This window comes from Psychrobacter sp. CLB018 (assembly GCF_041222815.1).
Classification (GTDB): Bacteria; Pseudomonadota; Gammaproteobacteria; order Pseudomonadales; family Moraxellaceae; genus Psychrobacter; species Psychrobacter faecalis.
Genome location: NZ_CP166085.1, coordinates 2,395,910 through 2,415,241 on the forward strand (window position 1 = coordinate 2,395,910; position 19,332 = coordinate 2,415,241).

At 44.7% G+C, this 19,332-nt stretch carries 15 protein-coding genes; 9 read left to right on the forward strand and 6 right to left on the reverse strand.

What is annotated here, in order from left to right:
* Window positions 1-55: 55 nt before the first annotated feature.
* Entirely contained in the window at window positions 56-1,429 is a 1,374-nt protein-coding gene (locus AB8P72_RS10130) for a Na+/H+ antiporter family protein (protein WP_144297012.1), read from the reverse strand.
* A 338-nt stretch (window positions 1,430-1,767) separates the two neighbouring features.
* Here AB8P72_RS10130 and lon point away from each other — a divergent pair, with 338 nt between their 5' ends.
* From lon to AB8P72_RS10150, 4 genes are all read left to right on the forward strand, one after another.
* Window positions 1,768-4,365 carry an endopeptidase La gene (lon, locus tag AB8P72_RS10135; RefSeq protein WP_369957713.1) on the forward strand — a complete coding sequence of 866 codons (2,598 nt, stop codon included), beginning with the start codon at window positions 1,768-1,770 and terminating at the stop codon, window positions 4,363-4,365.
* 140 nt (window positions 4,366-4,505) lie between these two features.
* Complete coding sequence (locus AB8P72_RS10140) at window positions 4,506-5,621, forward strand: hypothetical protein (protein ID WP_369957714.1); 1,116 nt, start codon at window positions 4,506-4,508, stop codon at window positions 5,619-5,621.
* A 38-nt stretch (window positions 5,622-5,659) separates the two neighbouring features.
* Window positions 5,660-6,652 (forward strand): META domain-containing protein, encoded by a 993-nt coding sequence (locus AB8P72_RS10145; protein ID WP_369957715.1) that lies wholly within the window; start codon window positions 5,660-5,662, stop codon window positions 6,650-6,652.
* Between the two features lie 284 nt (window positions 6,653-6,936).
* Complete coding sequence (locus AB8P72_RS10150; protein WP_068407176.1) at window positions 6,937-7,494, forward strand: superoxide dismutase family protein; 558 nt, start codon at window positions 6,937-6,939, stop codon at window positions 7,492-7,494.
* An 82-nt stretch (window positions 7,495-7,576) separates the two neighbouring features.
* On the opposite strand, the gene topA is transcribed toward AB8P72_RS10150, so the two are convergent.
* Window positions 7,577-10,243, reverse strand: a complete 2,667-nt coding sequence (gene topA / locus AB8P72_RS10155; RefSeq protein ID WP_369957716.1) for a type I DNA topoisomerase — start codon at window positions 10,241-10,243, stop codon at window positions 7,577-7,579.
* 281 nt (window positions 10,244-10,524) lie between these two features.
* Window positions 10,525-11,082, reverse strand: a complete 558-nt coding sequence (locus AB8P72_RS10160) for a hypothetical protein (RefSeq protein ID WP_369957717.1) — start codon at window positions 11,080-11,082, stop codon at window positions 10,525-10,527.
* A gap of 340 nt (window positions 11,083-11,422) precedes the next feature.
* Between AB8P72_RS10160 and AB8P72_RS10165 the strand changes: the two genes are divergently transcribed.
* Complete coding sequence (locus tag AB8P72_RS10165) at window positions 11,423-11,962, forward strand: DUF2799 domain-containing protein (protein WP_369957718.1); 540 nt, start codon at window positions 11,423-11,425, stop codon at window positions 11,960-11,962.
* Window positions 11,963-12,345: 383 nt separating this feature from the next.
* Here the strand turns inward: AB8P72_RS10165 and AB8P72_RS10170 are convergent, their stop codons facing one another.
* The 3 genes from AB8P72_RS10170 to AB8P72_RS10180 all read right to left on the reverse strand — a co-directional run bounded on the left by AB8P72_RS10170 (window position 12,346) and on the right by AB8P72_RS10180 (window position 14,665).
* Window positions 12,346-12,747 (reverse strand): biopolymer transporter ExbD, encoded by a 402-nt coding sequence (locus tag AB8P72_RS10170; protein WP_068407187.1) that lies wholly within the window; start codon window positions 12,745-12,747, stop codon window positions 12,346-12,348.
* A 75-nt stretch (window positions 12,748-12,822) separates the two neighbouring features.
* A complete protein-coding gene (locus AB8P72_RS10175; protein WP_201589216.1) occupies window positions 12,823-13,515 on the reverse strand; it encodes a MotA/TolQ/ExbB proton channel family protein in 693 nt (230 codons plus the stop codon).
* Window positions 13,516-13,696: 181 nt separating this feature from the next.
* Complete coding sequence (locus AB8P72_RS10180; protein ID WP_369957719.1) at window positions 13,697-14,665, reverse strand: energy transducer TonB; 969 nt, start codon at window positions 14,663-14,665, stop codon at window positions 13,697-13,699.
* Window positions 14,666-15,020: 355 nt separating this feature from the next.
* Between AB8P72_RS10180 and AB8P72_RS10185 the strand changes: the two genes are divergently transcribed.
* The 4 genes from AB8P72_RS10185 (at window position 15,021) to AB8P72_RS10200 (ending at window position 19,320) form a co-directional block, all read left to right on the forward strand.
* Complete coding sequence (locus AB8P72_RS10185) at window positions 15,021-16,076, forward strand: siderophore ABC transporter substrate-binding protein (protein ID WP_369957720.1); 1,056 nt, start codon at window positions 15,021-15,023, stop codon at window positions 16,074-16,076.
* 96 nt (window positions 16,077-16,172) lie between these two features.
* Complete coding sequence (locus AB8P72_RS10190; RefSeq protein ID WP_223808516.1) at window positions 16,173-17,282, forward strand: ABC transporter permease; 1,110 nt, start codon at window positions 16,173-16,175, stop codon at window positions 17,280-17,282.
* A 120-nt stretch (window positions 17,283-17,402) separates the two neighbouring features.
* Window positions 17,403-18,497, forward strand: coding sequence for an iron chelate uptake ABC transporter family permease subunit (locus AB8P72_RS10195; RefSeq protein WP_191690455.1), 1,095 nt, complete (start codon window positions 17,403-17,405; stop codon window positions 18,495-18,497).
* A 52-nt stretch (window positions 18,498-18,549) separates the two neighbouring features.
* Complete coding sequence (locus AB8P72_RS10200; RefSeq protein ID WP_201589227.1) at window positions 18,550-19,320, forward strand: ABC transporter ATP-binding protein; 771 nt, start codon at window positions 18,550-18,552, stop codon at window positions 19,318-19,320.
* Window positions 19,321-19,332: the final 12 nt, after the last annotated feature.

The following is a 19,332-nucleotide window of genomic DNA, read 5'->3' on the forward strand; positions in this document are numbered from 1 at the left end:
TTAAAGCTGGGTTAAAAACCCAACTTACACCAAACTCTACTTAACTTTGATAGCTTTACAACACCATCGCTGCAATCCAACCAAATACCAATAACGGAATATTGTAATGGATAAAGGTTGGTACCACACTATCTTTGATATGGTCGTGCTGGCCATCAACGTTTAGACCAGAGGTTGGTCCAAGCGTCGAGTCTGACGCTGGCGAACCGGCATCGCCAAGCGCGCCAGCTGTACCAATAATCGCCACGGTTGCTAAAGGTGAAAACCCTAAAGAGATACATAATGGTACATAAATCGCCGCCAAAATAGGGATGGTCGAGAATGACGAACCAATACCCATGGTCACAATCAAGCCAATGAGTAGCATAATAAATGCAGCCATCGCTTTATTACCCGCAAACAATGACGCCGCGCCATCAACCAACGGCTGTATTTGCTCAGTCGCTTTCATCACTTCGGCAAAGCCTTGGGCAGTAATCATAATAAAGCCAATCATCGCCATCAGCTTGATACCATCATTAAAGACCGTATCGGCGTCACGCCATTTGACCACGCCGGTTGCCATGAAGACGCCAAAACCAAACATTGAGCCGAGTAATAATGAATCGGTATAGAGCTGAACCACAAACGCCGTCACAATAGCAATCAGCGCGACGATGGTTTTCATTTTACTTTGCGTTTGGGCGTCGGCAGCTGTTTTGCTTAACGCGTCTTTTTCTACTACTGCATCGCGAGCCTCTTTATCAATGGCTAATTGGGCATACTGACGCGGCTTACGATAGCTTATAAATACCGCCACTAGCAAACCAACAAGCATACCAAGTGCCGGAATCGCCATAGCTTTGGTGACCGAAATATTCGATACATCAATGCCGGCTTCACCGACGTTTTTAAGCATGATTTGATTGAGGTAAATATCGCCAAAGCCATAAGGGATAAACATATACGTGGTCACCAGACCAAAAGTAATCAGACAGGCAATCAGGCGTCTATCGATTTGCATGCGGTTAAAGGCAAGCAATAAAGGCGGTACAAGCAGTGGAATAAAGGCGATATGAATCGGGATTAAGTTTTGGCTAAAGCAGCTCATGGTGACGAGCCCTGCAAACAGCATGTATTTAATCATGCCACCTGTACCTATACCTGCCCCGCCAGCATCAATGCGTTTAATCACCGCCCCTGCCAAAGACTGCGGCAAACCCGAATGTGCAATCGCCACTGCAAAAGCGCCCAATAAGGCATAAGACAACGCAATTTGCGCGCCATTACGGATACCTTCTTGAAAGGCATTCAAGGTATCGGTCATACCAAGACCCGCAATCAACCCACCTGCCAGCGCCCCGATTAATAAACTGAGTACCACGTGTACCCGCGCCAAAGACAGGCCTAGCATGATGACTACCGCTAGTAGCACCGCATTGATGGTCATATTCTCGCCCCTTACCTTATGTTTTTTGGTCCGCTATTGACTATTGGCACGCTATTATCACATTGCCGACCTATTTATTACGCCCTCGCGTTTTAACCCACACTTCAATTTATACCATTACTATTTGAACGGAGCGGTTAAGACGCGCGTCATTTTACCTGATTTTAGCTATAAATCCCACGCGCAAAACTTAGCAGACAAGAGCGACCCTGCAAATAAAGACACAATATTGTCATGACTGCTCGTCATATAGCCTTGCAATTTCATTTAGCAACACCATTTATCTAAACATGAACCACTAACTTGACTTTACAAGTCTGGTGAACGAGGAAGAATATATGAGTGAACATAAAATTGCCCAAGACAATATCGACATCGATGTCGACGTTTCATCTAACGTTGCTGATGATAAGGCGCTAAACACTTCATCTGACGATACCTTAGAAAACGTCTCGGCGTCTGAAACTATTCAGGACAGCGCTGCAGACATCGAAGCTGAAAACGTTAAGGCAAAAGATGGCGAAGAGAGTTATCTGCCGCTACTAGCATTGCGTGATGTGGTTGTTTATCCGCATATGCAAATTGCCTTATTTGTCGGCCGTGCGCCGTCGGTAAAAGCCGTGGAATTGGCACAAGCTGAGTATGGCAATAAAGTATTGGTCGTGGCGCAAAAAGACTCGCTAACTGAAGATATTGATCAAGATAACTTGTATCAGTACGGAACGGTGTGCCGCATCGTCAGCACTATGCCGCATGATAGCGATGAAAATTGCATCAAAGTATTGATCGAAGGTCAATACCGTGCGCGCGTTGATAATATTGAAAATCACGACGAGCTATTGATGGCAAGCTTTACGCGTGCTGATCTCGATATCAGCATGAGTGAGAGCCAACAAAAAAACACCATTCAAGCCTTAACGACGTTATTTGAAGGCTATGCCGATGCTCGTCTGCGTAATGCTCGTGAGCTAACTCGCGTGGCAAAACGCATCGATGATTTGCTTGAGCTGGTGTATTTCATCTCAACCCGTGTGTCGATGGATTTGGATATTAAGCAGTCGTTCTTAGAAGAAGACGATATCAAAACCCACATCAATACCTTGACCGAATATCTCGTTAAACAAAGCGCTGAGCAAAATATCGAGCAAGATATCCAAGATGCCGTTCGTCAGCAAATGGAAGACAATCAGCGCGAGTACTTCTTAAATGAGAAGATGAAAGCCATCAAAAACGAGCTGTCAGATATGAATGACGGCGCGTTCGATGAAGACGACGTGGCTGAGCTTGAGCAGCGTTTAGAAGATGCTGACTTGCCAGAAGATGTGCGCAAAAAAGCCGAGCAAGAGCTGAAAAAACTTAAAATGATGCCGCCTGCATCGAGTGAATCATCAGTGGTGCGCAATTATATTGAATGGATTTTGGATACGCCGTGGAATGCGACGACCAAAGTGTCTATCAATTTAGATAAAGCGAAAACCGTCTTAGACGAAGACCATTATGGCTTGCAAGATGTGAAAGACCGCATCCTAGAATACCTTGCGGTACAATCGCGGGTGAAAAAACTGCGCGGTCCGATTCTTTGTTTAGTCGGTCCTCCGGGTGTCGGTAAGACCTCGTTGGGTGAGTCAATTGCGCGCGCCACGGGTCGTAAGTTTGTGCGTATGGCACTTGGTGGCGTCCGTGATGAAGCGGAAATCCGTGGTCATCGCCGTACTTATATCGGCGCGATGCCGGGTAAAATCGTGCAGTCATTAGCGAAAGTCGAAGTTAAAAACCCGCTATTTTTATTGGATGAAATCGATAAGATGGCGCAAGACTTCCGCGGCGATCCAGCGTCAGCGTTGCTTGAAGTGCTAGATCCATCACAGAACGATACCTTTAACGACCATTATTTGGATATGGACTTAGACTTATCACAAGTGATGTTTATCTGTACTGCCAACAGCATGGATATTCCACCTGCCCTGCTTGACCGTATGGAAGTCATTCGTCTACCGGGTTATACCGAAGAAGAAAAGGTCAATATCGCGCAGAAATATCTCGTGCCGAAAGCGATTAAAAATAATGGCCTTAAAGAAGGCGAAATTGAAATCGTTGAAGCGGCATTACATAGCATCGTGCGTAGCTATACGCGTGAAGCTGGTGTGCGTAACCTTGAGCGTGAAGTCAATAAAATCTGCCGCAAAGTGGTTCGCGGCTCAGTTGAAACCCATGGTGCACGCGCTCCGAAAAAAGCCGAACGTCAGCTAATCGTGGTCGATGACAAAAACATCGGTAACTATTTAGGTGTGCATCAGTATGACTACGGTCTAGCAGAAGAAGAGCCTGAGATTGGTCGTGTGACTGGGCTTGCTTGGACACAAGTCGGTGGCGAGCTATTAACCATCGAAGCGGTGGCGATGAAAGGTAAAGGCGAGCTGAGCTTTACAGGGTCACTCGGCGATGTAATGAAAGAGTCGATTCGTGCTGCCATGAGCGTAGTACGTGCTCGCGGTGACAGCTTAGGGATTGATTACGAGACCTTTAAAACCACTGACGTCCACGTACATATGCCTGAAGGCGCGACTCCGAAAGATGGTCCATCGGCTGGTGGTGCGCTCACGACAGCGCTGGTCTCTGCCTTAACTGGCATTGCCATTCGTCCAGATATTGCGATGACAGGCGAGATTACCTTACGCGGTAAAATCCTACGCATCGGTGGTCTAAAAGAGAAGCTACTTGCTGCGCATCGCGGTGGTATCAAGCATGTGTTGATTCCAGCGACCAACGAGCGCGACTTGGCTGATATCCCTGAGAACGTCAAAGCTGGCTTAACCATTCAACCAGTGGCCACGATTGATGAGATATTAAAAGTAGCATTGGTGAGTATGCCAGTGCCGCTTAAGCCTGCGAAAGTGACGGTTGATAAAACCTCAAGCAAGGCGCTGCATAACTAATCTGATTAGTTACTAATCCAGTCTTATAAATCAAAAAGCCGCTCATCGTCATGATGGGCGGCTTTTTTTGGTAATAATAAAAAACAATCTGGTCAAAACCCTGTGCTATATTTTAGACAAATGTTTATTTGGTAATAATTATGATTTTGAAACACTTGATTTTAAATCGTTTCGCTCTATGTGCATGTTCAGCTGTCTGGTTTTCAGTAAGTCTAATGGGTTGTCAGCCTAACGTTGTTCCGAGCATTATGACAACACTTCCTGTTCCCGACAAGATGACGTCTGCGCCAACACAGCAAACGCCAGCTATTAAAGGGCAGGCTCCAGAACCTACTAAAGCCACAACTCTGCAATGGGCAAGCCATTATCAGTGGCAATTGGCACACGTCAAAGATCAGAAAGGAAACCTTATTAATATCGACACGGCTAATCCCATTACTTTAGCAGTCGCGCCCAGCTCATTAAGCTTATCTCAAGGCTGCCAGCATTTTTCAATCGTCTTTGGGTGGATGGATGCGCCACCTTTTGAGTATGGTAGCGATCTTAGACAAAAACCCTCTGACTGTAAAAACACCCCTAGCAATAAAATGAATCAAGGCGATATAGAAGCGCTATTTCCTAAAAGCGGCCTATTAAAATTAGGGATTACGCTGTCAGCAGTAGCAGAAAATAAGCTCGACAACATTCAAATGGCACCGAAAAATTTGATGATTAAAATCGAGAATGGCAATACATTAATATTCACAGGTAAGCCTCTAGCCTTTAGAAAACCAACGGGATTACCAATTGATAATGCATTACTAGAGCGTTACGATTGGCAGCTAAAGAGCGCCGTTCGTAATACTTTTGATGTTAATAGAAAGATTATATCTCGACAATCTATTGGTGATTTTTATCATCCAGAGTTTCCAGTATCGTTGATATTTAGAGGATATGATGATAGTCAATATGCGTCATTTAACTCAAACTGTAATGGCGTCGGTGGTCCATATATTTTGATGAGAGATTATACCTTGCTGGTCGGCTCAGGAATGCAAACCGTCATGGGCTGCGGCATCACTGGCAATAGAATTGAAAATGAGCTTTCTAAGCTGGTTAGTAACAGTAAAAGCACCCTGAGCTTAAGCCTACAGCCGTCTATTTCATCAGAATCTCAGTCAAAAAACCAAACCGATTTTCCGCGCTATAACCTATTGCAAACTTTTGATTCAGGCGAAACACTCATTTGGAAAAACGAAGTAAAGAAAACACCTTAGCCTCTATTCATTTTCATATTTTTTAAAAGGATTTTACAATGCTCCTGCCAACTATAAAGCGCTCATTAACTATTATCAGCTTGTCTGTAGCAGTGGGATTAATGGGTTGCCAGTCTGCGCCATCGAATAGTATCCGGCAGACCACTATCGTCAACGCACCTGTTATTAAAGATAAATCTAACTTTACTGACGAGAGAGTAATTAAAGAATCACAAGTAATGCAATGGGTAGCTCATTATGACTGGCAATTGGCGCAAGTAATTAATCAAAACGGTAACATAGTCGACATCGAAAATTTTGCACCGATTACCTTAGCAATAGAACCCAGTGCAGTCAGATTTTATCAAGGCTGTGAACAGTATATGATGGATTTTCAGTCGATGTCCGCGCCGCCTTATCCCTATTATTCTCATCTTACTAAAGTACCCACAACTTGTCATGACGACAATAATACTGATACTGCAATTAAAGAGGATAATAGTATTCAATCGTTATTTGTTAAGTACGCACCTGTTAGGCTTAATTTTGAGTTATTGCCAACTTCACATTTAGCATCACAATCAGCGCCAGTCGCTATACAAGCTGCCCCTAAACGTTTGGCACTTAATATCGAAAATGGTAATCGCTTAATTTTTATAGGTTCAACTAAAGCATTGGCAACTCCCGCTGGATTGCCCATTACTAACGAGTTATTAGAGCAGTATCATTGGACGCTGGTGAGTGCCGTCAGTAATACTTATGATGCAAAAGGGGAATTAACTAGAAAACCTTTGGGCAATTTTTATCACCCAGATCATCCTATTTCAGCGAGCTTTGAAAGTTGGCCTAACAATCAGTACGCATCCTTTAGCTCAGGCTGTAACGGCGCGCGCGCGCCTTATTTTTTACTCAATGATAATACTTTCAAAGTCGGCACTATTATTAGTACTGTAATGGGCTGCGGTGAGACAGGCAATAGAATCGAGTCCGCTTTGTTTGATTTGATGCGTGATAGCAGCAGTCAGCTAACATTAAGCTTACAACCCTCATAGCCAACATCGCCAACAGCAGATAATCAGACCGATATGCCTCGTTATAATTTATTGCAAACGATGGCAACAGGCGAAACCTTAGTTTGGCAAAACGAAGTAAAGAAAACGCTGTAAACCTTTTTCAAACGCATACGTTATTTACATTTATTAACCGATTGTTGCGCATTTAATGAATAGTTATATTTAAACCTTGGCTATACTGATTGCGACATTAAGCAATGTTTGAGTATTTTAATAAAACAATAGACATTCATCACAACAAATAAATATAAATGGAGATAATAATGAATAAGACGATGCTTGCAAGTGCCCTGTTATGTGGTTCAGCTCTAGCGATGACAGGTTGCCAAACCGTCAAAGGTCAAATGCAAACGGGCAATCCACTTAACCAACCTGCGTTAAAATCTACGATCAATGCAGTCGCTGGTAATAAAAATGAAGTGGGTCAAGTATTCCTACGCCCAGTAGATGGCGGTGTCCAAGTTTATGGTAAGCTCATGAACCTGCAGCCTGGTAAAACTGTGGCATTGCACATTCATGAAACGGGTAGCTGCGGCGATATGGGTAAAGCGGCTGGTGGTCACTTTAATCCAGATAAAAAACCGCACTCTCATCCTGATGATATGAATGGTCATGCGGGCGACTTGCCGAACTTAACCGCCGATGCGAATGGCGTTGCTACTATCAACTATGTGAATAAGAAAATCTCTGCCGCTGATGCAGGTAAATACAGTGTTAACCGTCTAGCCTTTATCGTCCATAGCGGTGCTGATGATTATAAGAGCCAGCCTGCTGGTAACGCAGGCGATCGCGTTGCTTGCGGTATCATCGAAAAGAACTGATAGCCCAAAAGTTAATAGCAAAAAACCTCTTAGATTATCTAAGAGGTTTTTTATGGTTTAAAGATAAGGTGATTACAGAGGTTTACTCTTCTACCCACTCGCCATTACGCCAGTATACGCCCCAACGGGTAGCCTTACCGTTTTTTTCAGAGCCAATATACTGCTCTTTTTTCTTCCGCGACCAGCGTAGAATCGTTGGATTGCCATCTGGGTCTTCGTCTGGACCTGCAAACAGATACTGGAATTTATCTTCCATCTTATCTTTGATTTCACGTAGCTCAGCCAGCTTTGGTGGACGGGTTTCGCGTACTTTTGGGAACTTAGACGCCGCTAAGAACATCCCAGCCGCCCCTTCACGCAAGATAAAGTAATCATCATGCTTGGTTGATTTTAGCTCCGGCATATGGATTGGCTCCATACGTGGCGGTGCCGCTTCACCAGTTTTAAGCACCTTACGGGTATTATCACATTTCTGACAAGCAAAGTATGGCCCAAAACGTCCAGTTTTTAGTTCCATCTGTCCATCACATTTGTCACAGTCGATGGTTGGCGCATCTGAACCCGGAACTTCAAACTTACCTTCTTCTAAGATATAGCCGTCGCAATCAGGATTATTACCGCAGATATGCAGCTTAAGACCACCGTCGACGATATAGCCATTCATGGCCGTACCACATTTCGGGCAGCGTTTTTTCTCCATCAAATCTTTGACTTCGGCCGCTTCGTCATCGCTGTCGCTATCATCAAGATTGGCAAACGCTTCGACTGGCATTAAGTTCTTGGTACCTTTACAGCGCTCTTTTGGCGGTAAATTATAGCCCGTACAGCCTAAGAATACACCCGTTGAGCCAGTACGTAGCTGCATCGGACGATCGCAAATATCGCAATGGACATCTGGCACATCGGTTGGATCATTTGGGCGCATGCCGTCTTTTTCTTTGGCACGATCTAGGGTCTTTTTAAAGTCGCCATAAAAGTTATCGAGGACATCTTTCCAGTCGGTATCGCCTTCAGCAACATGGTCAAGCTTGTCTTCTAGCGCAGCGGTAAAGGTATAATCCATCAAATCTGGGAAACTTGCCGTCAATCTGTCGGTGACAATATCGCCCATTTTTTCAGCAAATAAACGTTTGTTTTCAAGCTTCACGTAACCGCGATCTTGAATGGTTGAGATGATAGACGCATAAGTCGAAGGTCGACCGATGCCTTTTTTCTCAAGCTCTTTGACAAGGCTTGCCTCTGTGTAACGCGGTGGCGGCTTGGTAAAGTGTTGACTAGGATCGAGCTTATCGAGCGTTAACTTATCACCTTGTTTGACATCAGGTAATAAAGTATCGTCAGTCTTCGCTGGTGGCATGACTTTAGTAAAGCCATCAAACACTAGGGTGCGACCGCGTGCTTTTAGCTCGACATCGCCGGCAGCGACAAATAGATTCACGGATAAGTATTTCGCAGGCGTCATCTGACAAGCGACAAACTGACGCCAAATCAGCTCATATAGACGAATGGCATCACGCTCAACGCCTTTTAACTGCGTCGATTTCATATTGACGTTAGACGGACGAATCGCCTCATGCGCCTCTTGTGCGCCTTGCTTATTGCCATAGAAGTTTGGCTTTTCTGGCACGTATTTGTTGCCATAACTGTCTTCGATATAGCCACGTACGGCGGCTAATGCATCACCAGACAAAAAAGTCGAGTCGGTACGCATATAAGTAATATGACCAGCTTCGTATAAACGCTGCGCCAAAATCATGGTTTTCTTAACTGAAAAGCCCAAGCGCGTACTGGCAGCTTGCTGCAATGTCGAGGTGATAAACGGCGCACTCGGACGCGACTGCGTTGGCTTCTCTTCGCGCTCTTTCACGATAAAGTCGTTTGAATTAAGAACTTCTAGGACTTTATCGGTCTGCTCTTTATTAACAAGCTTTAGCGTTTTGCCGTCTTGCTTGGTTGCCTCTAGACGAATCGCAATGTGCTCAGCGTCTGCCGCTTTCTTGGCTTTACTATCAGCAACATGAGTATCGGCGTGAATCTGCCAGTATTCTTCTGGAATAAAGGCGCGAATCTCATGTTCACGCTCGACGACCAAACGCATGGCGACCGACTGCACGCGACCAGCTGACAGACCGCGAGCGACTTTTTGCCAAAGTAGCGGCGATACCATAAAACCAACGACGCGGTCTAAAAAGCGCCGCGCTTGCTGCGCATTAACGCGGTCGATATCGAGCTTTGAGGGCTGTTTAAAGGCATTTTGAATAGCGGATTTGGTAATCTCATTAAAGACCACGCGCTCATATTTACTGTCTGCGCCGCCGATGACTTCTTTGAGATGCCAAGCAATCGCTTCCCCTTCTCTATCCATATCCGTTGCTAGATAGATTTTGTCAGCGTCTTTGGCGAGGGCTTTTAGCTCTTTGATAACCTTGGTCTTATTAGGCAATACCTCATAGACAGCCGCCCAGTCATGTTCTGGGTCGACGCCCATGCGCCGTACCAATGCCTGCTGGGTTTTTTCTTCTTTGCTTAGGCTGTCATCTTTTTTACTCGCGGCTGGCTTCTTCGCGCTTTTGCTCGCGCCCACTGGCAAATCACGGACATGACCGATACTTGAGCGGACGATAAAGTCGTCGCCTAAGTATTTATTAATAGTTTTTGCCTTGGCGGGTGATTCTACAATCACCAAAGACTTGCCTTTGGGTTGGTCTTTTGCCGTGGCTGGGCTTTTTTTGGTTGCGGTTTTTGCCATAAGTGACGACACCATAATAAGTAAATTAAAATAAGGATAAACTCGGCAGCTGGCAATTTATAATAGTTAGTTATAATGGCTCAGCGAATTATTGTAGTAATGGCTGCCGATAAAAACGGTTATAAAACAAACAATAACCATAACGCATAGATACAGTTATAAAGACGTTACACTGCTAAGCGTTAAGCTGTCAACTTAAAATGACTGAGAGTTTGCCAAAAGGACTTGCATATTGCCTCTTTATGGAGACGAAAAAATGTTTTACTAGCGCCGCGTGATTTTTATGCCGACTTTTGCATCTGTAATGCCCATTTCTCAAGGTTCTCTTTCATGATTAATAAGTCGCTTTCAATCGCTTGTTGCTGATAAGCAGGATTGGTCGCCGGACGCACATAAGCAATATCTTCCCAATAAATAATAATGCTATTCGATTTAACCAATAATGCTTTTACAAATGGTTCGATGCTGACTGGCAATGCCAATGGCTCTTTATCTAAGCTAAAATTGGCTTGTACGGGTAAGCTTTTATTGTCGCTGCTATTGTTATCACTACTGCTGGCGTTACTTGCCGGACGCCATTGTCCATCTAACACCTGATAGCGAGTTAATGGCAGCTTGACATTATCGAGCACCAAACCATATTGCCCAATCATGCCGCGACCATACTCATTGTCACGGCCTTTTACCCAATCAGGGCAAGTAACTAACTTGGGATTGAGCTGCAAACGGCGCGCCGTCATACGCAGCTTATCCAAACGCTGGTCGATACCGCTAGGTTTGAGCGCCATCATACTCCCTAATACAAATAGTACAATGGCGATCGCAATCCACATTCCCATAACAGTCTGACCTTTTAACAAAATTAATGGTGTGCTAGTGATTAAAACGTGCTGAATAATCTATCAGCGTGGCTCTTTATATAACAGCTTAAATATAAACGGCGACTATCTAGTCGCTTATAATGAGCGTAAACCTTTAAAAAACAAACGCTCGTAAATACTATCTTCTATAAAGGGCTAGTTGCTAGGCACACCTGACATTTACCAACGCCTTGCTATTTATAGTGGCATATCAAATACTTAGTACATAAAACCACTGATTCGATAACAAGATGCAAAAAGTTGGTCGCCTAAAAAGGTGCTATGATAAACCATAATTTTAAACGCGCGCAGGTTTATTATGAATTATCTTATTAAACAAAACTCATCGACTGCTGCATCAGTAAATAAAATTGTCACCAAACTTATGGGTAAATCTGGGCTGACCATCTCGCTAGTAGGCGTAGCTTTACTGACTTTATCGGGCTGCGCGACCACCCAAAGTCTGACGCCCGAGCAATGCCAAAATAGCAATTGGCAAGAAGTCGGCTATGTCGATGGACTTCTCGGGCGCTCGGGGGCTTACTTTGGCAATTATACCAATCAATGCGCAAGTGTCGTTGGCGCAACGCCAAATCGCGTATTGTGGGAGCAAGGTCGCCAGCAAGGTCTAAAAAACTACTGTACCGAGCTCAATGCTTATAAACTTGGCCGCGAAGGTTATGATTGGCAGCCTGTCTGTCCACTCGAAGGCATCGAAAAACTTGAGGAAGCCTACGCACAAGGACGCTACTATTATATGCGTCAGCGCGACCTTGATTATCTGCGCGCGCCGTATCCATTCGGTTATGGACCTGGACACTTTGGCTATGGTTATCGCCCGTTTGGTTATGCTTGGTAATTACTATGATTAATGCCCGCTATATAGTCAAAATATCCTGAAAACGCGACGGTATTGCTGATATCAATTTTTTGTAGCCTCTGTCTGCGTAGGCACAGCAAACAAGAAAAATTGATATCAGCAGTGCGTGATGTATCGATATTACTTTTCACTCACTATATGACCCACCGAATGCCATACAATCTACTAAATTGAAGGGTTGCTAAAAAAAGATAACCTCGCAAGGTTGCCCAAGCGAGGCGGGAGAGAAAGTTTATTATTTTAATTATTCTTGTTATTGTCGTGGTTATTTTCTTATTACTAAGCTTACTTATTTATCTTGCTAGCTTATTGTTTTAAAAACTATTTTTACTGCTCAACTGTATTAATCAGTCGTTTAAACCTTACTCGTTAACAAAAGCCACCTTCGTTAATCCTGCTTGACTGGCTGCCGCTAATACTTGCGCCACGGTATCATACCTACTTTCTTTATCGGCACGCAGTTGGATAGAAGGATCCTTGCCATTCGCCGACTGTTCTTGCAGACGCACTTCTAATGCTTCTATACTGATAGGCTTGTCATCCCAAAACAAACCTGCATCTTTATCGATGCTAATTTGAATCGCCTCGGGCGGTGTTTCATTGACCTCGGCACTGGTTTTCGGTAAATCCAATGGCACCGTTGGATTCAATACGGTCGCTGTCAATAAAAAGATAATCATCAATACCAGCATGATATCGATAAGCGGAATAAGATTCATCTCATTCATGCTTTGACTGTCATCGTCACCCAATTGAAATGCCATAATTGTTCTCAATACCGTTAATTGTCGTCTTTGCTGCTCGTGCTTTTTTGGCTTATTATCTCTACTGAACCATCACTACAACTGCGATGGTGCGGATTTATGATAATGCTCAGCTTGTTTATCTGCATTTGACTGCTTCGTTAACTGCGTTACTTGATTAGTAGTATCACGTTGGACTGCTGGCTTTTGAATTGGCGCTTGTTGCACTGCAGCAAGCTCGCTAGATTGTGCCAATAAATCATGCGCTCTATCATTGGCGTGATACATGACGCGGCGATTGATACGTATCGCAAGGTTATAAAACACCACCGCCGGAATCGCAACAGCAATCCCTAGACCGGTCATAATAAGGGCTTCACCGACAGGTCCTGCCACTTGTCCTAATCCTGCTTGACCACTAACACCGATATTATGCAGCGCATGGAAAATACCCCAGACCGTGCCAAACAGACCGATAAACGGCGCGATTGCTGCTGTCGTACCAAGTATCGGCAAACCGCGCTCACTGGCAAAACGATAGCGACCGATATGCTTGAGTAACGTCTGCTCAATCACCAAACGCCGAGACGCGGCATCGCTTTCAACCAAACTGACCTGCTTACTATGAATCTGCGCACTCAAATCATCGGCGACGCTAGCTGCCAGTTTGCGACTTTGCAATATGCGAATGATACCCGTCACCCAAGAGGCAATAGATAAAATAAGAAGCAAAAAGAATAAGGTTCTGGTCACCATATCGCTATATTGCCAGTAGGTTGTAAAGTCCATATCAGACTCCTTAATGTGGGATGTCGTTACTTGTCATTTTATGATTGTTAGCAGTACGAGTTTTGATAACTATTTTCGTACATCGTTGCTATATTTCGCTGTGTTTCACTATATTTTGTATGTGTCGGTTGTTTTATATCTGCTTGTATAAATGCGCTTTTCTACACCCAGTCTTTTATATTTAAGGAACCGCATAGGCAATTGGCAGGGTGACATTGCCGACCACTGGCGCGCCGTTTTTGGTAAAGGGTTTGAATTTACCTGAACGCACTTGGCGCTGTGCTTCTTTATCTAACAGCGGATTTCCTGACGATTGGGCCACACGTATGCTATCGATACCGCCTTGTTTATTGACTCTTAATACCAACACCACGTTGAGCGTATCTCCCGAACGGGCGCGGCGAGCGGCGCGGTCAGGAAAGCTAAAGTTTGGCGCCGATGCCCAGTTCGCAGCACTGGCGGTAAAATTGACAGGCTCATTACTTGCCGCAGCCTCTGCTTTTGCTCGAGCAGCGGCTTCCGCTTCTCTTTCAGCCTTTGCCTGCGCTGCTTTTTGCGCCGCCTCTTTAGCGGCATTGGCGTCTGCCTGCGCTTGAGCGTCACGAGCCGCTTGCGCCTGCGCTTCTTGCAGCGCTTTTGCTTGCGCTTGTCTTTCCGCTTGTTGCGCTGCCTTTTCTGCCTGCGCAGCTATTATACGGCGCTGTTCGTCAGCGACTGACTTATCAATAACTGGTGGCTTGTCTTCTATTTTTTTCTTTACAGGTGGTTCTTTTATAGGCGGCGTCTGTACAGGTTTTTCTTTCTGAACGATTGGTTCTTCTTCTCTTACTACTGGATCTACTGGCGTAACCGCTTTCATTTTTTGTTGCGTTTTTGGTTCAGGCTTGGGTTCGGGTTTAGGCGTTGGTATAGATTCAGCTTTACTTTGCGGCACTTCCTCTACCTCAGTAACCACGTTTTCGATGGGTTGAGTAGGTAATGTGACCATTTGGATTTCAAGCGGCGGCGTCTCTTTAATGGGCTCATCTTTAAGCATAGGCGCTTTGATGATCACCAAAGCGATTGCGGTAAGCAGGTGTAGCCCGACCACTAAAATAATAGCGATAAGTATCAATCTAAGTGGTGGCGCCTCTAAATCCGTTGAACTCATAACACCCTAACATTTAACCGTTATAGAATAGCGTAGATAATAATGCAAACGATAACTATTATCAATAGTAAATTATTAATCTCTCCATTTTTTTACTGCCTATCTTAAGCAAAGTTCTTGAGCAAAGTTGTTTAAAACTAAAAATTTAATGAATGAAAAGTCAGTTAATAAAAACCATTATCGTTAATATTGATAATAAGTCTCAATTACTTTATTATGGCAGTTGTTTTTATAGTAAAAATAGCAAATGATCGTAAAACTTTAATTATAAAGCCGCTATTTTTTATCATTATTCTGCTGTTTTTTAGCATTCTTATAACAATACCAACCAAACCTTTGATATACCGAGTTATTTATGTCTACTACTTTATGTTCTAATCGTACCGCAAGCCTCCTTGTTAAACGTCCATTATTGACTGCCATGATGACCGCACTCATTGCTAGTGTTGGCTTAGCAGGTTGTAGTTCGCCTGATTCAAGTGATAATGAGATAACAGAAACCAAAGCTGAAAACCAAACGGCTGATGCGGCCTCGAATGTGGCTGAAAATGACAACGTTTCTGTTGCGACCATCGCAGTTGATACGGTAAAAGGTAAAGTCGATTTGGCCATGAATCCATCACCATTGGTCGTTTATGATATGACCTTGATGCAAGATTTGGCGGCGCTTGACGTAGCGGTTGACGGTATGCCAAGTGGGCTACATTTAGATAACTTACAGTCAAAAGTACATCCTGATCCTAAAGAAGTCGGCACGGTATTTGAGCCTGATCTTGAAGCGTTGAACGCCATGCAGCCGCAAGCAATTTTGATCGGCTCGCGTATGGCAGAAAAATACAATGAGCTATCGAGTATCGCACCCACGCTGGATATGAGCATTGATACGGCAAATATCTATGAGTCAAGCAAGCAGCGCCTACACGATTTGGGTGCGTTATTTGGCAAAAGCGATCAAGCAGTAAAATTGCAAGGCAATATTGACATGCTGATTGACGAGATCAAAGCCTTAACCAAAGAAAATAAAGGCAAAGGCTTGGTGGTTATGGTCAATGGCAATAAGCTGTCAGCCTATGGTGATAAGTCGCGTTATGGTTTTATTCACAGCGTATTAGATATTCCAATGGCAGATGATAAAATCACTGATGCGCGTCACGGTCAGCCTATCTCATTTGAATACATACAAAAGACCAATCCAGATTGGTTGTTCGTCGTCGATCGCAGCGCTGCAATCGGTGAAGATGGTGCGGGTGCCAAAGCCGTATTGGACAACCCATTGGTGGCGCAAACCACTGCGTGGGATAAAGACCAGGTAGTGTATCTAAGCCCAGACTCTTACTTAGCCTTTGGTGGTTATTATCAGTGGCTACAGGATTTAACGACCATTAAAAACGCCTTTACTAAGGCAAAATAAATTTTGACGCTACACAAAATACAAGTAGCAGCTGTTGCTTATGACAGTTGCTATCCATAAAATTTTTCACACTCTATTCGTAAGCCAGTAGCCGTTATGCCATTATTTTCACCTCGTGCTCAAGCCAGCGTTAAAACCAGCTCTACTCTGCCAGCTGCGCCATCAAGCTGGCAGCCGAGTGCAAGTAGTGGCAGCCGCTACGCCCGTGATAAACAGCGCCGCGCTGCGATACCGCCGTGGTTAATAAACACAGCCAGCCTCATTATTATGGGGCTTTTGGTGTTATTAAGCTTATCCATTGGTGTAGCAGATTTTTCGTGGTCAGGTATTTTGCAAAGCCTTATCAGTCAAAGCGCCAACTCTGATAGTTCATTAATGTTAGTGAGCCGTATTCCGCGCACCGTTGCCATTATTTTGACGGGTATCGCGATGGCGGTGGCTGGGATGATTATTCAAGTGGTGCTGAAAAACCGCTTCGTAGAACCCTCGATGGTTGGGGCAACCCAAAGCGCCGCATTGGGATTACTGGTAGTCAGTTTATTGTTCCCAGCCAGCGCGCTACTGGTCAAAATGGGTGTCGCAACTATTGCGGCAGTCGCGGGCATGATGCTCTTTATGCTGCTGATACATCGCGTTCCGCCGACGGATTTTTTGATGATTCCACTGATCGGTATTGTCTTTGGTGGCATTATCGAGGCGATAACCACTTTTATCGCCTACCAAACGGAATCACTACAGATGCTCAGCGTTTGGCAATTTGGCGACTTCTCTTCGGTATTAGCTGGACGTTACGAATTGCTTTGGTTGACGGGCGCACTATGCGTGCTGGCTTATATTATCGCCGATAAACTGACCATCGTCGGTTTAGGCGATAATATCGCGCTAAACTTGGGGATTAGTAAACGACAAGTGACGTGGCTTGGTGTTGGCATGGTGGCGATGATGAGCGCTGTCGTCGTCGTAACCGTTGGTATGATTCCCTTTATCGGTTTGGTCGTACCCAATATCGTTAGCCGCATTATGGGCGATAAACTACGTCGCAGCTTGCCCGCAGTCGCGCTCTTGGGCGCATCAGCCGTGCTACTTTGTGATATTATCGGGCGCTCCATTCGTTATCCTTTTGAAGTGCCTGTGGCGACAGTTTTTGGTGTGGTCGGCACGGTGATATTTTTATGGTTGTTATTACGTGCGCCTGCTGAGCAATAAGCCCTAGCGCAATCTTGTCGCTGCCTGATTGTTAACACTTTTCTCAATTTATTCGTCCTGTTGTCTGATTAGATAAGCTTGGCGTTGTTACTATTGAAGGTAGCATAGTAGGATTTATTCATGTTCTCATCGTCTAAGCATAACTTTATAAACGACAATTCTACCAAGACTGGCTCGGCAAAAAAGAGCGCTCTAGCAAATGCTACTTTAGACAATGACAGCCTTGAAGATACTTGTCGTCAAAACCTTTTAGCAAAACTTTGGACCTTTATCGCTGGTCATCCAAAATCCATTGCCGCGATTATTTTACTTATCTCGATGACGCTGTTTTTGACACTTAACGTCAACGGCTATTGGGACTTTGCCCTGCCATTACGGGGTAAAAAATTACTGGCGCTAATGGTCGTCGGTTATGCCATCGGCGTATCAACCCTGCTCTTTCAAACCTTGACCCACAATCCTATTTTGACACCCTCCTTATTGGGCTTTGACTCACTGTATGTGTTATTACAAAGCTTATTGGTGTTCTTTTTAGGCGCAATTAGTTTTACCAGCATCAACCCCATTACCAAATTTACCCTTGAAATCGTCCTCATGTTTGGCGCGTCGTTATTGTTGTTTCGACTGTTGTTTTCAAAAAGCAGTCAGGATTTAACGCGGCTGATACTGGTAGGCGTTATCTTTGGCGTGTTGTTTCGCAGCTTATCAGCGCTAGTTGCACGGCTCATTAACCCCGATGACTTCGTGGTAGTCCAATCGGCCAGTTACGCGCAGTTTAATACGGTCAATCCGCAGCTTTTGGGCATTAGCTTTGTTATTTGCGTCATCAGTGCGCTATTTATCTGGCGCTGGCGCTATCAATGCGATGTCTTGATGTTGGGCAAACCACAAGCAATTAACCTTGGTATCAACTATCAACGCCTCGCCTTTGGGCTATTAACGGTCATTGCGGTATTAGTCGCTACGGCAACCGCCTTGGTCGGTCCGGTAACTTTTTTTGGCTTACTGGTCTGCGCCTTGACCAATCGTATTGCGCGCCATATGTATCACAGTGAGCGTCTGATATTGGTCAGCTTGGTGGCGATGATTTGCTTGGTCCTCGGTCAAACTATATTTGAGCAAGTACTCGGCATGGCGGGTGTATTGTCAGTAGTGATTGAATTGGCAGGCGGCTTGGTATTTTTATTACTCATATTTATGACCTATCGCCGCTAATGATGACTTTTTAAAACGCAACGGTTAAATTTTTCTAAAAACAAGAACTGCTATGATTAAAATAAATAATGTTTCCCACCATATTGGCAAACAGCAAATCCTGCATGACATCAGCCTGTCTTTACCGCCCTCGCAAGTGATTGCTTTAATAGGACCAAATGGTGCGGGTAAATCGACGCTGTTTTCGGTGATGGCGCGCTTGCAACCGCTACAATCAGGGCAGGTCAGTTTCGTTATAGGTAATGAGGAGCATGATATTGTCAGCTGTCATGCACGAACGCTGTCTAAGACCGTAGCCATGCTTGGGCAAGACAACCAAGTACAAGGACGGCTGCGTGTGCATGAGCTGCTGATGTTTGGGCGCTATCCTTATCATCAAGGACAACCAACGGCTGATGATCAGCAAAAAGTGCAGGAAATTATCGAACGCTTTGAGCTTGAGCCGTTAGCCGAGCGCTTTTTATCGACGCTCTCTGGGGGTCAACGTCAACGCGTGCTGATTGCGATGATTGTCTGCCAAGATACACCGTACCTACTCCTTGATGAACCGCTCAACAATCTAGATATGTACCATGCTGGCCGTCTGATGCGTGAGCTGCGCGAATTGAGTCATACTGAGCAAAAAACCGTGGTGATTGTCTTGCACGACATCAATCAAGCGGCGCAATTTGCCGATACGGTAGTGACGATGAAAGAGGGTCGCGTACTGGCAACCGGTGCGCCTGTTGATGTACTCACGCATGAAACCATGAAAGAGCTATACAAAGTCGATGTGACTGTCCTTAACCATCAAGGCCGACCCGTGATTGTCGATACGGTTTAAGTACGGGGTGTT

What these genes read in the sequence shown, in the direction of transcription:
- AB8P72_RS10130 (WP_144297012.1), bottom strand. Translation starts at nt 1,429, where the DNA reads ATGACCATCAATGCGGTGCTACTAGCGGTAGTCATCATGCTAGGCCTG.
- lon (WP_369957713.1), top strand. Translation starts at nt 1,768, where the DNA reads ATGAGTGAACATAAAATTGCCCAAGACAATATCGACATCGATGTCGAC.
- AB8P72_RS10140 (WP_369957714.1), top strand. Translation starts at nt 4,506, where the DNA reads ATGATTTTGAAACACTTGATTTTAAATCGTTTCGCTCTATGTGCATGT.
- AB8P72_RS10145 (WP_369957715.1), top strand. Translation starts at nt 5,660, where the DNA reads ATGCTCCTGCCAACTATAAAGCGCTCATTAACTATTATCAGCTTGTCT.
- AB8P72_RS10150 (WP_068407176.1), top strand. Translation starts at nt 6,937, where the DNA reads ATGAATAAGACGATGCTTGCAAGTGCCCTGTTATGTGGTTCAGCTCTA.
- topA (WP_369957716.1), bottom strand. Translation starts at nt 10,243, where the DNA reads ATGGCAAAAACCGCAACCAAAAAAAGCCCAGCCACGGCAAAAGACCAA.
- AB8P72_RS10160 (WP_369957717.1), bottom strand. Translation starts at nt 11,082, where the DNA reads ATGGGAATGTGGATTGCGATCGCCATTGTACTATTTGTATTAGGGAGT.
- AB8P72_RS10165 (WP_369957718.1), top strand. Translation starts at nt 11,423, where the DNA reads ATGAATTATCTTATTAAACAAAACTCATCGACTGCTGCATCAGTAAAT.
- AB8P72_RS10170 (WP_068407187.1), bottom strand. Translation starts at nt 12,747, where the DNA reads ATGGCATTTCAATTGGGTGACGATGACAGTCAAAGCATGAATGAGATG.
- AB8P72_RS10175 (WP_201589216.1), bottom strand. Translation starts at nt 13,515, where the DNA reads ATGGACTTTACAACCTACTGGCAATATAGCGATATGGTGACCAGAACC.
- AB8P72_RS10180 (WP_369957719.1), bottom strand. Translation starts at nt 14,665, where the DNA reads ATGAGTTCAACGGATTTAGAGGCGCCACCACTTAGATTGATACTTATC.
- AB8P72_RS10185 (WP_369957720.1), top strand. Translation starts at nt 15,021, where the DNA reads ATGTCTACTACTTTATGTTCTAATCGTACCGCAAGCCTCCTTGTTAAA.
- AB8P72_RS10190 (WP_223808516.1), top strand. Translation starts at nt 16,173, where the DNA reads ATGCCATTATTTTCACCTCGTGCTCAAGCCAGCGTTAAAACCAGCTCT.
- AB8P72_RS10195 (WP_191690455.1), top strand. Translation starts at nt 17,403, where the DNA reads ATGTTCTCATCGTCTAAGCATAACTTTATAAACGACAATTCTACCAAG.
- AB8P72_RS10200 (WP_201589227.1), top strand. Translation starts at nt 18,550, where the DNA reads ATGATTAAAATAAATAATGTTTCCCACCATATTGGCAAACAGCAAATC.